Origin of the sequence: Psychrobacter sp. NPDC078501 (assembly GCF_044900935.1) — a bacterium.
Lineage (GTDB): Bacteria > Pseudomonadota > Gammaproteobacteria > Pseudomonadales > Moraxellaceae > Psychrobacter.
Window position 1 is genome coordinate 105,000 of record NZ_JBJDOS010000002.1, and the last position, 14,387, is coordinate 119,386.

At 42.7% G+C, this 14,387-nt stretch carries 11 protein-coding genes and 1 tRNA gene; 7 read left to right on the forward strand and 5 right to left on the reverse strand.

The genetic code is table 11. The features are described 5' to 3' along the window. Nucleotides 1-48: 48 nt before the first annotated feature. Together ruvA and ruvB are read left to right on the forward strand one after the other, a co-directional pair. Nucleotides 49-669, forward strand: a complete 621-nt coding sequence (ruvA, locus tag ACI2IW_RS03440; RefSeq protein WP_404692652.1) for a Holliday junction branch migration protein RuvA — start codon at nucleotides 49-51, stop codon at nucleotides 667-669. Between the two features lie 175 nt (nucleotides 670-844). Further along, nucleotides 845-1,828, forward strand: coding sequence for a Holliday junction branch migration DNA helicase RuvB (gene ruvB / locus ACI2IW_RS03445; RefSeq protein WP_057760949.1), 984 nt, complete (start codon nucleotides 845-847; stop codon nucleotides 1,826-1,828). Nucleotides 1,829-1,942: 114 nt separating this feature from the next. Here the strand turns inward: ruvB and ACI2IW_RS03450 are convergent, their stop codons facing one another. From ACI2IW_RS03450 to ACI2IW_RS03465, 4 genes are all read right to left on the reverse strand, one after another. Continuing rightward, nucleotides 1,943-3,604: an ABC1 kinase family protein gene (locus ACI2IW_RS03450; protein WP_404692653.1), complete on the reverse strand. Its 1,662-nt coding sequence runs from the start codon at nucleotides 3,602-3,604 to the stop codon at nucleotides 1,943-1,945. Nucleotides 3,605-3,706: 102 nt separating this feature from the next. Then, on the reverse strand, nucleotides 3,707-4,411 hold the full coding sequence (locus tag ACI2IW_RS03455; RefSeq protein ID WP_404692654.1) for an SCP2 domain-containing protein: 705 nt from the start codon (nucleotides 4,409-4,411) through the stop codon (nucleotides 3,707-3,709). Between the two features lie 118 nt (nucleotides 4,412-4,529). Next, complete coding sequence (gene ubiE / locus ACI2IW_RS03460) at nucleotides 4,530-5,384, reverse strand: bifunctional demethylmenaquinone methyltransferase/2-methoxy-6-polyprenyl-1,4-benzoquinol methylase UbiE (RefSeq protein ID WP_404692981.1); 855 nt, start codon at nucleotides 5,382-5,384, stop codon at nucleotides 4,530-4,532. Nucleotides 5,385-5,720: 336 nt separating this feature from the next. Then, nucleotides 5,721-6,434, reverse strand: a complete 714-nt coding sequence (locus ACI2IW_RS03465) for an FFLEELY motif protein (protein ID WP_404692655.1) — start codon at nucleotides 6,432-6,434, stop codon at nucleotides 5,721-5,723. A gap of 320 nt (nucleotides 6,435-6,754) precedes the next feature. Between ACI2IW_RS03465 and ACI2IW_RS03470 the strand changes: the two genes are divergently transcribed. Both ACI2IW_RS03470 and ACI2IW_RS03475 read left to right on the forward strand, forming a co-directional pair. After that, the gene (locus ACI2IW_RS03470) at nucleotides 6,755-8,452 is read left to right on the forward strand and encodes an ATPase (protein WP_404692656.1); all 1,698 of its coding nucleotides are present in this window, start codon (nucleotides 6,755-6,757) and stop codon (nucleotides 8,450-8,452) included. Nucleotides 8,453-9,021: 569 nt separating this feature from the next. Beyond that, nucleotides 9,022-10,629 (forward strand): inorganic phosphate transporter, encoded by a 1,608-nt coding sequence (locus ACI2IW_RS03475; protein ID WP_101206393.1) that lies wholly within the window; start codon nucleotides 9,022-9,024, stop codon nucleotides 10,627-10,629. A 288-nt stretch (nucleotides 10,630-10,917) separates the two neighbouring features. Here the strand turns inward: ACI2IW_RS03475 and ACI2IW_RS03480 are convergent, their stop codons facing one another. Beyond that, nucleotides 10,918-12,570 (reverse strand): aminotransferase class I/II-fold pyridoxal phosphate-dependent enzyme, encoded by a 1,653-nt coding sequence (locus ACI2IW_RS03480; RefSeq protein WP_404692657.1) that lies wholly within the window; start codon nucleotides 12,568-12,570, stop codon nucleotides 10,918-10,920. Between the two features lie 443 nt (nucleotides 12,571-13,013). Between ACI2IW_RS03480 and msrB the strand changes: the two genes are divergently transcribed. The 3 genes from msrB (at nucleotide 13,014) to ACI2IW_RS03495 (ending at nucleotide 14,353) form a co-directional block, all read left to right on the forward strand. Then, nucleotides 13,014-13,439, forward strand: coding sequence for a peptide-methionine (R)-S-oxide reductase MsrB (gene msrB / locus ACI2IW_RS03485; RefSeq protein ID WP_057760931.1), 426 nt, complete (start codon nucleotides 13,014-13,016; stop codon nucleotides 13,437-13,439). A gap of 128 nt (nucleotides 13,440-13,567) precedes the next feature. Beyond that, nucleotides 13,568-14,053 carry a glutathione peroxidase gene (locus ACI2IW_RS03490; protein WP_404692658.1) on the forward strand — a complete coding sequence of 162 codons (486 nt, stop codon included), beginning with the start codon at nucleotides 13,568-13,570 and terminating at the stop codon, nucleotides 14,051-14,053. 224 nt (nucleotides 14,054-14,277) lie between these two features. After that, nucleotides 14,278-14,353: transfer RNA gene (locus ACI2IW_RS03495), tRNA-Val, on the forward strand. The last annotated feature ends 34 nt before the right edge of the window (nucleotides 14,354-14,387 follow it).

The window sequence follows — 14,387 nt, forward strand, 5'->3', positions numbered from 1 at the left end:
TGAAGTAGCAGTTGATTTTATAATATTTTACATAAGAGGTCGTAAATAATGATTGGATTGATTACCGGACAGGTGCAGTACTTGATGGCACCGACGGCTTGTATCATGACGACCTCTGGTGTGGGTTATGATATCGAACTGCCATTGCCTTCATTTTGTCAGTTGCAGCTGAATGAACAAGCCAGCATTTGGACACATTTCCATGTTCGCGAAGATGCCCAGTTGCTCTACGGCTTTATCGATCGAAAAGAACGCGATGTTTTTCGCCAGTTAATTAAAATTAACGGGGTTGGGGCAAAAATGGCCTTGGCTATGCTGTCTGCAATGTCAGCAGCTGAGCTAAAGATGCACGTCGCGCAAGAGTCGGAGACGGCATTAACTCGTATCCCAGGCATCGGTAAAAAGACGGCGCAACGTTTATTAATTGAGCTAAAAGACAAGCTAAAAAATATCGACGTTGATAATGGTGCGTTTGAATTGACACCACAGGAAACTACGATTTCTCACGAAGGTAGTATCATCGCTGAAGTGGAAGGCGCATTGATTAGCTTGGGTTATAAAGAAAAAGAAGCTCAGTTAGCGATCAAAGCTGCTAGGAGTAAAGGAGATACTTTTGCTGATACTCAAGGCTTGTTAAAAGCTACTTTGCAGCAGTTATCTGGCTTTTAATTCATATTAATTAGCCGTCTATCGATGACAAATACATAATGTATTAAATTAATAAGCGACATTGAATGTCGCTTATTTCCGTTTTAGTGCTCGCTTAATGAGGTTTTGCATGACTTATGCGCAGCGTTTGGTTATGCTATTTGTTAACTAATTTTTTAATATAATGATAAATTCTATGACGCAAGATCGCTTAATTAATCCGCTAGAAGGTGCAAGTGATGCTCCTGATGCCAATATCCGACCAGCATTATTGGCTGAGTATATTGGTCAGCCGGTGGTACGTGAGCAGATGGAAGTGTTCATCGGTGCTGCTCGTGGCCGTGACGAAGCGCTAGATCACACACTTATATTTGGTCCACCGGGTCTGGGCAAGACGACCCTCGCCAATATTATCGCTCGTGAAATGGGTGGTAATTTGCGTTCTACTTCAGGGCCTGTACTTGAGCGTCCAGGTGATTTGGCAGCCATGCTGACCAATCTAGAAGCGGGTGACGTGCTGTTTATTGATGAAATTCACCGTCTGAGCTCGGTTATTGAAGAAATCCTTTATCCAGCGATGGAAGATTTCCAATTAGATATTATGATTGGTGAAGGGCCTGCTGCGCGTTCTATCAAGCTTGATTTGCCGCCATTTACCTTGGTAGCAGCAACCACTAGAGCAGGGCTACTGACGTCACCACTACGTGACCGTTTTGGGATTGTACAGCGACTCGAATTTTACAATATCGCTGATCTAACGACGATTGTCAGTCGCGCAGCACGTTTAATGCGTGTACCAATGAGTGAAGATGGGGCTGTAGAGATTGCGCGCCGTGCACGTGGTACACCAAGGATTGCTAACCGCCTATTACGCCGTGTGCGTGACTATGCCGAGGTAAGAGGCGATGGTAGTATTAATGGCGCGATTGCAGGTAGCGCGCTAGATATGTTGGCAGTGGATAGACGTGGTCTTGATCATCTAGACAGACGCTATATCGAAATTTTGCATGAGCGCTTTGATGGTGGTCCTGCTGGTGTTGAAGCAGTGGCAGCCGCGATGGCTGAAGATCGTGGTACACTTGAAGATGTGATTGAGCCGTATCTGATTCAACAAGGTTATGTGCTGCGTACGGCTCGTGGCCGCGTACTGACACAGATGGCAATCGATCAGATGCTATAGTATTCAGTATAAAAAATGCGCCTACTTTTGATGAGAAGTAGGCGCATTTTCTTTGTTTAAATCTAAAATTATGAAAATTTTTCTGAACTGATTGATTAAAAATAAATCTGATTTCTAAGCTAAAATTCTCCAAACAACTACCAAGACAGCCAGTATATAAAATATAGGTGATAGCCAGCCGATAACTTGCGTAGCGATAGCGATAAATATAGCAAACCCTGCCAGTGCCAACCAATCGCGGCGACGGTCGTTTAGCATGTCAGCGCGAATCTGTTGTATCTCACGTAGTTGACTGTCCTGACGAGAGCCCTGTGAGGCAAGGCTTTGTAGTCCTTGATCTAATAGTTTAGGAATATCAGTGGTAGACAGGAGCATTTCAGGCAGTTGTTGACGCAGTTGCTGTAGATTACGCATAGGATCTAACTGTTCTTTAATCCAACTGCTTAGAATTGGTTTGGCAAGTGACCAAATATCAAGGTCAGGATATAAATCACGACCGAGTCCTTCCACGTGGACCAAGGTTTTTAGCAAAAGCATTAGCTGCGGCGGGATACTCATATGATGTCTACGTGCAATGTCCAATATCTGCATCAGTACGCCAGCAAAGTCGATATCATCGATTGATTTTTGTAGCATAGGGCCGACGGTACGTTTCATATCACGCATCAGGGCATGCTTATCAGCATTTGGCGGTATCCAACCTGCACGGCTGACGATATCAACTACAGCGGTAAAGTTATTGTTCATTACGGCAAGTAACATCCGCGCCACAATGAGCTGATCGTCTTTTGATAAAGTGCCCATGATGGCGCAATCAAGCCCGATATAACGTGGTTCATGACCTAAATCAACTGCGGCCATACCTGCATGTAGAGTTTGCACAGGTGGCGTCTCTACAAACACATTGCCTGGATGCATATCAGCATGAAAGAAGTTATCACGGAAGACTTGGGTAAAAAATATCGTTAAGCCTTTTTCTGCAAGCGCTGCACGGTCATAACCTAACTGATCAAACATCTCAACTTGTGAGATAGGGACGCCTTGGATACGCTCCATGACCATCACGTTTTTGGCAGCGTCATAAACTTCAGGCACATACATCAGTGCTGAACCCAAAAAGTTGTTGCGCATCTGAGTAGTATTGTCAGCCTCAAGTGTCAAATCAAGCTCGTTGAGCATGACTTGCCGATAGTCTTCGACAATATCAATGATATAAATAGCACGTGCTGCTTCAATGCGCGCAGATGCCCAACTTGCCAATTCCCGCAATAGTTCAAAGTCAGAAACAATCACAGTGCGAATATCGGGGCGAACCACTTTTACCACGACTTCACGCCCATCATGTAGAGCAGCAGTATGAACTTGGGCGATAGAAGCGGCCGCTAGTGGTTTGATATCGAATCGGGCAAACAAGGTCTCAATAGACTGGCCAAGACCATGTTTAGGATGCTGAATTTGAGCGACAGCAATATCAGCGTCAAAAGGCTTAACTTTGTCCTGCAACTGAATCAATTGAGCGATAATCTCAGGCGGTACCAAGTCGCGACGTGTTGAGAGTAACTGGCCTAATTTTAGGAACAGTGTACCCATGTCCTCAAGCGCATACTTAATCGCATTTGGTTGGTGCTTCTTGCCCCATGCTGCTGGATGAATGCGAATTAATCGCGCCAAAGGTTGCAGCTGCGGTGCTTCTTCAATAGAAAAATGGGTATCAAGGCGATACATTGCGGCGATACGCCAAAGCTCAAGTAGACGAGCGCGGTGCGATAATAGCATGAGGTTAGGTACTCTAAACAAAGACGAAAATGGGGTAAGCGCTGTGCTTAATCATAAATAGTACTATCGGTAATAGCGTTCATTTATGATTGATGCAGTCGGCTATTGATGAAACGAGTTGTTAAGGAGCTGCGCTTGCTCTTCTTTGATAGCAGCAAGTTTGGCTTCTTCCCGTTCGACGTCAGCACGTAATTTTAACAGTTGCTGTTTTAGATCATTTACTTCAGCCACCTCGATAGGATCAGGTGTGCTATTGCCAGCTACTTCATTGGCCCAATCACTGACGTCATCAAAAGCACGTTTGGCACTATGACGCCAGCTACCTTTCAGCTGAGAGATAAGAAGATGTAATTGGCTAGCCATTGGTTTACCAATAAACGGCTCAAGCTGTCCAGCAACATCAGGATCAAACCCTGCAACCAATTGTTTGAGCTGCATTAGCACCTTGTAATCACCAGCGATTGGCAGGTTGCCTTCAGCGCCGCGCATTAGATTGAGTAGTTGAGCGGCATTATTTACAGTGATAGTACAGTCTGGACGACTGTGACCAAAACGTGCGCGCTCCATGCCGGCTCTTTGGCGCTCACTCATTTGGCCACTTGGCTCAAATATGCTCTCTGTCGTGACTGGCTCAAAGCGCAAACGCTCATGAGTGAACAGGATGTCTAAATGAATCTCAGGCATTCCCATATTAAGACGTAACACCTTACCTGCAAGCGGCGCTAAACCTGCTCTGGTAATCTCATCACTAGCAATGGCAATGTTAATTAGCTTTTCGGCACCAGCTAATAGAAGGACAGTCAGCATAAGGCTCTCGCATCGGTAAATGAGCGCCTTTGCATTAGCTGCATCAGCGCATGGTATGTTCGTGTTAGGTTCAATAGGCTCTGTTAAACATAATGGTCTTGCCTATCGTACTTTAGTGTTACGCTTTAAAGCCGCGATGGACAGCCACGATACCAGCAGTCAAGTTATGATAATCACAGTTCTCGAACCCAGCTTGTTGCATCATCTGCTTAAGTGTCTGCTGATCAGGATGCATACGAATTGACTCAGCCAAGTACTGATAACTTTCAGCATCATTAGCAATCAGTTTACCCATTACTGGCAGTGCGGTAAATGAATACAAATCATAGGCTTTAGATAGTGGCTCAAATACTGGCTTTGAGAACTCCAAAATCAATAGACGACCGCCTGGCTTTAGGACGCGATACATAGACTTTAGCGCGGCATCTTTGTCTGTGACGTTACGCAAACCAAAGCTAATAGTGACTAAATCAAAGCTTTCGTCATCAAAAGGGGCCAACGTCTCAGCGTTCGCCAATACAAAATCAACGTTATTACAGCCTGCATTGATCAGGCGCTCACGGCCTACTTCTAGCATCGCAGCATTGATATCAGATAGTACTACGTGGCCATTTCTACCGACTTCACGGCTAAATACTTTGGCCAAATCGCCCGTACCGCCCGCGATATCAAGGACATGCTGACCAGCACGCACGCCCGATAGACTAATCGCATAACGCTTCCATAGACGATGAATACCGAATGACATCAAATCATTCATGATGTCGTATTTTTTGGCAACAGAGGTAAATACGTCAGCCACACGTGCTTGTTTTTCTGCTTTATTGACTGTCTTATAACCAAAATGCGTCTGCTCGTTGCCGTCTGTTTCAGGCGTGTGCGGATTATTGATATCATCACGCTGATTGAATAGCGTTTGTTTTATGGTTTGCTCTGAAGTGTTTGTGCGAGTCTTTTGATCGTTGTTTGGCATAGTAGTTTGTTGGCCTTGCGGCGTCCCAGTTGGTAGGTCTTGAACTTTAGTAAAGTCGCTATTGTCATAATTAGCAACGCTATTATTCTTGCTCGGCACGACATTGGTAGTTTGGTTACGTAATATCTGCGCGCTAATCTGCTGATTATGAGCAATACTGTCTTTTACCAGTTTGTCTTGCAAATGACCATTGGTCGTTGCGGCTTGATTAGAAGGAGCGCTGCTATCTTTTGAATTATCAGTCATCATGTTGTCCTAGAATTTATTTTTATGATTGTCTTTATCGGAGGAAATCGTTAAATAGTAAGCATCAATTGGTTGTTTAGCATATTGAGCTTATGATACACCAAACGCTACCGGCTTACTGCCATTATCCGTATCATGAACCTGATCAATAATGGACAGTTCACGCTTGCAGAACGGTTCGATAAAATCGCTGACGCTGGTCAGAGGTTTCATGGCCTTAAAGCCTGTATCAATAAAATCATAAAGCGGCTGATAACCGTGACGATAGGCCGTGTTTTTTGCTAGTGCAAAGGCTTTTTTGAGCATAAACGAGTTTAGGTGTTTGTCCGTGCGATAACAGACGTCTTTTAAATTGGCAATCTGAACTCTACGCTCGTCTTCTTCATCGACAGTACGATAGGCGGCTAGCATATTCTCTTCATTCACTGGTAAGTCCTGAGCGAGTAACCACTGGGCTAAGTGCAGATCTAGCTCAATGGCAAAAATCGCCGCTTGGATGCCCATGCTACCAGCCTCTAGGGCTGACTCTTTAGCAAGACGTTCTAGCTTTTTCGCTTTTGGCAGGATACGTGCTAACTGCTCTGCCAATAACTTGAATTCTTCGCCGCCATATAGTTGGGTGAGGAAGTAGTCTGCCATTAACTTATTTTTAGGTTGTTCAAATAGCTCACGATGCGTCTGCTGCAGACGTGCTTGTTGCCATGATTGTACTTCTTTGAGCTTAGCATTTAATTCATCATCTTGGTGATGAGGCATCGCCCAAAAACGTGTCAAATGCTGTTGTAAATCAGCTAAAGCGGTCATGGCTGTAAATCCTGTAGAAGTAAATAGGGTAATCAAATTTGAATATGGTTGTTTTAAATATAGTGGTTCAGGGTTATAAGGTTTTCAACAACTGTTCTATCCTATACCCAAAATTGTGTTCACCTTAAAAGAAAATAATTAAGAATACAAATATCAATCTGTTACACGGCAATATTATTTACTCGATTGGCGCAGTGCTATGATTAAATGAGATAAATATGAGCGATGAGATAGAAATATTAAGAGTTGTCCTATTAATAGCTATCCCATAAGTCATTCATTAGTAAAGCAGCCCAATAACAATAATAGCGAGTGTAATCATGTCTAAAAAAAATGATACTACTGAACCAAAAGCTCCACAAGCGGTAAGTACACAATTTAGTGAGCAAGTTGTGGAGCAGCGTCTAAAGCCCAATCCTTTGAGTCAGTTTTCACTGGATGAGGATTCGCTTAGATTGGCACTGGTAACAGCTCAGTATGCTTTAAAAGCCACTCGCCAGCAAACGCCGCCGACCCTCAATAAACCAACAGGTCTATTGGTGCTAGTTAATGGAATGGAGCAAGCAGGTAAAGGTACCGCTGTTAAACAGTTACGGCAATGGGTGGATCCAAGGCTGCTTAAAGTTGAGGCAACCATTGGTCATTCGCCATTGAGTTATCAACCCATTTGGCAAGCGCATACTAGCGCCATGCCGCGCCATGGTGATGTCATGGTATATTTCGGCAACTGGTATGCTGATTTATTATACAACGTCATGCGACTGGCGACATCAGATAGTGAGAACCTTGAAGCATTATCAAATAATAAAGGTCAAACAGATAAAAATTCGCTTCCTATTACTCAGTGGCAAGACTATCTACAGCAGCAGTTAGATACGCTAAAAGCATTTGAAAAGGATCTCATTGCCAATCAAACCAAGTTATTAAAATGTTGGTTTCATGTCGATATTGAAACGTTGCACAGTCGTTTAAAGGATGATGAAGCAGATCCGCAGTTTTTGTATCAAATTGACTGGAATAATAAGCAAGTCATTGAGAAGTTTAATGAGGTGGCTGCGACCTTGCTGCGTCAACAGGATGATTGGGTCATCATTGATGGTGATGATAAGTTAGAGGCCGCTGATAACTTTTGTCATTTGGTGCTACATGCTATGCAAACCGCGCTGGCAAGTAGTCAGACAGATAGCAATGATAACGACAATAACAATGAAACATCAAGAAACCATCCTCAGTCCGAAAAACTGGAACTTAACTCAGATACTAAACAAAAACAGTTTGAGCCTGTACCGATACCTAAGCAGCTGACGTCTATTAAAGATAAAAAAATCAGTAAGTCCGACTATCGTGAGGCATTGGCAGAGAAGCAGGCAAGGCTCGCTGAATTGTTACGTGCACGCAATGGCCGGCATGTTGTATTTGCCTTTGAAGGAATGGACGCTGCGGGAAAGGGCGGTGCAATAAAAAGATTGGTCGCACCGCTAGATCCCCGCGAGTATCAAATCTATAATATTGGCGCACCGATGTTATATGAGACTCAGCATCCTTACTTGTGGCGATTCTGGACGAGATTGCCTGATGAGCAAACGAATCGTATTAGCCGTATCGCTATTTTCGATCGTACTTGGTATGGGCGCGTGTTGGTTGAGCGCATCGAAGGATTTGCGTCTACTGATGAATGGCAACGAGCATATGATGAAATCAATCGTTTTGAGGCGGATTTGGCAGCAGCAGGAACGTTGGTTATCAAATATTGGCTAGCGATTGATAAAAAAGAGCAGCTTAAACGGTTTGAAGATCGTCAAGAAACACCGCATAAGCAATTTAAACTAACGGATGATGACTGGCGTAACCGTGATAAATGGTCAGACTATGTGCAGTCTGCAGCAGATATGCTGGCACGTACAGATACCAAGATAGCACCATGGTGTGTTATTGCGACCAACGAAAAGCGTCAGGCGCGTTTAGATGTGTTAGATCATGCTATTGAGCAGTTGTCTGCACTGACTGAAAGCAAATAATTGTCAAAAATGACTGAAGCTTAAGGACTGTCATAGATTTATATAATTGTATTTTCCAAGTGTTTTCTAAATAGGATGGCTCGAAACATATTCGAGCCATCCTGTCTTTTACAGAGTGTGGTCTTGTCCGTATGTACTCGCAGTTACAAATCTCGCAATATCATCATGCATTATGTGCTCATATTTAATATAATAGAGCGCAAAACAGCTCCTGCTAAATAATAATTTTAATTTAGCAAACAACGTGTTTTAGTTATTTAGTATAGATAACTTAATAATTACGACAAAAATTGTTACAATAGCTGTTAGTAGTACCACAAATATCGCTAAGAAATATATAAGCCGCAAGATGCTGTAATCAGACGATTTGGCAATATCACTTGCGGCTTTGTGACATGTTGAGAGATGTATTATTTACTTTCGCTCTAGTCGGTTTAAGACTTTCTAACCGCATGTTGTATATTTTATATATGCTACTTCATTAGATGCCGTAACAAGTACTGTGAGTAGCAGCGCAATATTATCAACCTCATATAATTTTAATCAGCTTACGCAGGACGTACTAACGTATGGGTATTAGCAGCAGTTCTACAGAGTCAGTCAAGCCAGTTGGCTCTATGAGAATAAATCTATTTTTTGCCATTTTACTGATTGCGATGACTTCCTACTTTTTGTGGTGGGGTTTAGATTACACCATGCGTCAGCAAACGACGCTATTCATCGTGGCGACTGCTTTTGGTGTCTTTATGGCATTCAATATCGGTGGTAACGATGTCGCCAACTCCTTTGGTACTTCGGTGGGTGCAGGGACGTTGACTATCCCGCAAGCATTGGGTATTGCCGCGATATTTGAAGTATCGGGGGCAGTTCTTGCAGGCGGGGAGGTGACTGATACGATTCGAAGCGGCATCGTTGATCTAGATGGTCTATCAGTGACGCCCAATCAGTTCATTTATGTCATGCTCTCCGCATTGGTTGCAGCAGCATTTTGGCTGTTATTTGCGACCAAAAAAGGTCTGCCTGTTTCGACCACTCACTCCATTATTGGCGGTGTGATTGGTAGCTCCATTGTTTTAGGTATCACGTTAGGTGGTACGGACATGGCGCTATCAACGGTAGATTGGGGAACGGTTGGAACTATCGCTATTTCTTGGGTACTGTCACCGCTACTAGGTGGTGTGTTGTCTTATCTTTTATATGGACAAATCAAGAAAAACATCATTGAATATAATGATAAAACCGAAGCCTATATTGCGACGCTAAAAGGCAATAAAAAAGTCTTAAAGCAAAACCATAAAGAGTTTTTGGATGGTTTGACAGAGTCTGAACAATTGGCCTATACGTCAGCGATGTTACGTGATCAGGAAATCTATAAAGATGACGATTGTATCGTTGAAGACCTAGAAACTGATTACTACAAAAAGCTTTATGATATTGAAAATGAGCGCAGTAGCCTTGATACTCTAAAAGCACTTAAGCAATGGGTACCTATCATTGCTGCCGCAGGTGGTGCGGTGATGACTTCTCTAGTCGTCTTTAAAGGCCTGAAAAATGTTAATAGCGGCCTGACCACACTGCAGGGCTTCTTGATTATGGGTATGATAGCGGCGCTAGTATGGCTAGCGACGTATATCTATACCAAGAGTATCCGCGGTAAGCACAAAGAAGATTTGACCAAAGCGACGTTCATTATGTTTAGCTGGATGCAAGTCTTTACCGCGTCAGCTTTTGCCTTTAGTCATGGTTCAAACGATATCGCCAATGCGGTTGGTCCTTTTGCTGCCATTATGGATGTGATTCGTACTAATAGTATCGCTACGGAAGCTGCTGTGCCACCTGCTGTCATGCTGACTTTTGGTGTGGCACTAATCGTTGGTCTTTGGTTCATTGGTAAAGAAGTGATTCAAACCGTTGGTACCAATCTAGCGAAAATGCATCCAGCTTCAGGTTTCTCAGCTGAGTTGGCAGCAGCAGCTGTTGTAATGGGCGCATCGACAATGGGTCTGCCTGTATCTAGTACTCATACGCTAGTAGGCGCGGTACTGGGTATCGGTATCGTCAACAGAGATACTAACTGGAAGCTTATGAAACCAATTGGCTTGGCTTGGATTGTGACACTGCCTGCAGCGGCTACTATGTCTGCCATTAGTTATCTCGTATTGAGCAACATTTTTTAATGCGCTGTTTTTACCAGTGAATTATCATAATTGAGTTTGAATAACTAGGGCGTGTCTTCATTTCAAAAATGGTGATAAAAATGAGATAAATTGCCGTCAAACGAGGAAAATAGTGCAGATAATATCGGGATATTAACCAGCGATTTGACGATGTTTGGCAAAATTTAGCTGCTTTTAGCCCATTTAGATAACTATCGAGTGAATTGAAGACACGCCTTAGGTTCAACGCAATAAAAAACGCTTATCAGCATCATGCCGATAAGCGTTTTTTTAATGATATATAACGATTTACTCGGTACCAAATTGCTTACGTTTCTTGGCAAAAAATCTGTCCAACCTATCCATCGCATTTTCTAGGTCAAGTAAGTTAGGTAAGAACACCAGACGGAAATGATCTGGTCTATCCCAGTTAAACCCAGTACCTTGAACCATTAATACGTTTTCTTCAACGAGCAAGTCCATCATAAAATCCATATCATCGGTGATAGGGTAAACCTCTGGATCCATTTTTGGGAAACAGTAAAACGCGCCTTGAGGCATGGTACAAGAAATACCTTTGATAGCATTAAGACGTGAGACTGCCATTTCACGTTGCTTATATAGGCGACCCTTTTCAGAGGTTAGGTCTTGCATGCTCTGATGCCCACCCATCGCGGTTTGAATAGCATATTGTCCTTGCACATTAGAGCAAAGGCGCATGGATGCTAGCATATCTAAGCCTTCAATAAAGTCAGCTGCGTGCTGTTTGCGGCCTGATACCATCATCCAACCTGAGCGAAATCCTGCGATACGATGTGACTTTGACAAGCCATTATAAGAAAGTACCAGCACGTCGTCAGTTAGGGTGCTCATTGGGGTATGTATATTATCATCATAGAGAATACGATCGTAAATCTCATCAGCCATGATGATCAAATCATGCTCTTTAGCGACTTCAATAATTTGCTTTAATAACTCATCGCTATAAAGGGAGCCTGTCGGGTTATTCGGGTTAATAACCACGATACCTTTCGTTTTGCTCGTAATTTTAGACTTAATATCTTCAATATCAGGGTGCCAGTTGTCCTCTTCATTGCAGCGATAGTGCACCGCAGTACCGCCAGCGAGATTAGCAGCAGCAGTCCAAAGCGGGTAGTCTGGCATCGGAATTAGGACTTCATCACCATCATTCATCAATGCCTGCATGGTCATGACAATAAGCTCAGAAACCCCATTGCCCAAATATACATCACGTACGTCAACGGCCGACAGCAACCCCTTTGATTGGTAATATTGCAAAATAGCTTTACGCGCTGAGAAAATCCCCTGCGAGTCTGAATAACCAGTCGCCTCAGATAGGTTCATAGCGACATCGCGCAGAATCTCATGCGGGGCTTCTAAACCAAAAGGCGCTGGATTGCCCACGTTCAGTTTTAATATGCGTTTGCCTTCTGCTTCCATCTTATTGGCAGTCTGCAATAGAGGACCACGAATGTCATAGCAAACGTTTTGTAATTTATCAGATTTTTTTATGGTGTTCATAGCGTGACCGTTTTTCGGATTGGTTGTCGAATTGGTTTTTGAGTCTTTACCAGCAGTAGGAGTTGTCGGCGATTGAGCATCAGTTGCTTTAATATCTGACTGGGTGTGGGAAATAGTATCTATCTCTTGATATTCACTGCACTCTATAGATGATGTCAACTCGTCTGCATCAATAGCATCTTTGTTGAGGTCGCCGCGCAACAGATATCCTTCACTACAGCCCAAAATACGCGCAAGTGTAGGCAGCTTGGATGAGACAATGCCATTGGTACCGCGCTCCCAGTTTGAGATAGCACCACGGCTCACTTTTGCACCAGCGGCTGTCATGGCTTGCGCTAGCTGCTCAGCAGTAAATCCTTTGTCACGGCGCAACTGTACCAGTCGTTCCGCTTGCGTACTTTTGCTATTATCGTCAGACATTGTCGTTTGAGCCTTTGTTAATCAGTAAATATTCAGTGTAGAGGTATATTAAATATTTTAGTTAAACACTAATGCAAGATATTATTGCATTGATAGTTAATTTGCAAATGATTTTACAATCAGCTCTATTAATAATTGCAAGTATATCTTGCAATTGACATTTGGCTTATATTATATGGCTCTAAATCTCTTATTTAGACTATCAAATATATAGGTATCAAAATTACATCTTTACCCATCATTATCTAAAATTAATTTGCTATATTTAACTCAATCAATCGCTTAAATTATGCTGTCTATCTCACAATATAGAGAGTACTTTTCTTATATATGCCTTGAATAGTGCGTCGATAACCAACAGATAGAGCACGTCGTTTTCATAATCATATGGCGATAAAGTAGTTACCGAGATTAGATAATAAATACTCGAATAAGGATAAATTATGCAAGACAACCAACTAAGCAAAGAAGAGATCAGCCAGTTGACTGAAGCTGACTGGAAAGAGCGTTTAACCGCTGATGAATATCATATTATGCGTGAGAAGGGCACTGAGCGTCCATTTACAGGTGTATACAATGATGCGACCGATGATGGCGTTTACCGCTGTAAGGGCTGCGGTGCAAGCTTATTTGACTCAAGCAATAAATTTGATGCGAGCTGTGGTTGGCCAAGTTTTGATCAAGGTATCGATAACAGCGCGATTGAAGAGCACGTCGATAACTCGCTAGGCATGACTCGTACCGAAGTCACTTGTAGCAACTGCGGCGCACATTTAGGCCATGTATTCCCTGATGGTCCTACCGAGACAACAGGCATGCGCTATTGCATTAACTCAGTATCTATCGATTTAGATAAGTCTGAGAAGTAAGTAGTATTAGAAGTGTGAAAGGGAAGTACACGGTGCTTCCTTTTCAATAGTTTTATTATGTGTATGATAGAAAAAGAAGTAGTGCATAAACACTCAAAACAATAAAAATCTCAATTTAAGGATAAATGATGAGTACAATTTATGATTTTACGGCTGAGCGCATGGATGGTAGCTCGCAAGCCTTTTCAGATTATCAAGATAAAGTATTATTAATCGTCAATACCGCAAGCAAATGTGGATTTACGCCGCAGTTTGAAGGCTTAGAATCACTATATCAACAATATAAAGATCAAGGACTGGTGGTTATCGGTTTTCCTTGTAACCAATTTGGTGGCCAAGACCCAGGTAGCAACGATGAGATTGGTGCGTTTTGCCAAAAGAATTATGGAGTCAGCTTTCCGATGATGGCAAAGACTGATGTCAATGGCGCAGATGCTCATCCTATCTATGAATGGCTCAAAGAACAAAAGGGTGGCGTGCTAACAGATGGTATCAAGTGGAATTTCACCAAGTTCCTAGTCGATAGTAAAGGCCAGGTGATTGACCGCTATGCACCAACGACTAAGCCAGAAGCCATCAAAAATGATATCGAGCAAGCACTGGCCAATAAGTAAGCATTAAACCTAAAAAATATTGGTTTTGTATGAAAATATAAAATCAATAAAAACAAATGCTTGCTAGAAATTCTAATAAAAATTGAAAAAATATCTAAAAAAGTGGTAAATACTGTTTGACACCCAACAGTAAATCTATATAATACACACCCACAGCAACGGAGCTTAGTGACAAACTTAAGAGCTCAGTTGATGTTGAATAAATTGCATCGCAATTGTTCGAAGGGTGATTAGCTCAGTTGGTAGAGCGTCTGCCTTACACGCAGAATGTCGGCGGTTCGAATCCGTCATCACCCACCACTTCTTAGCAAGTGGCTAAACAAGCTAAGAGACC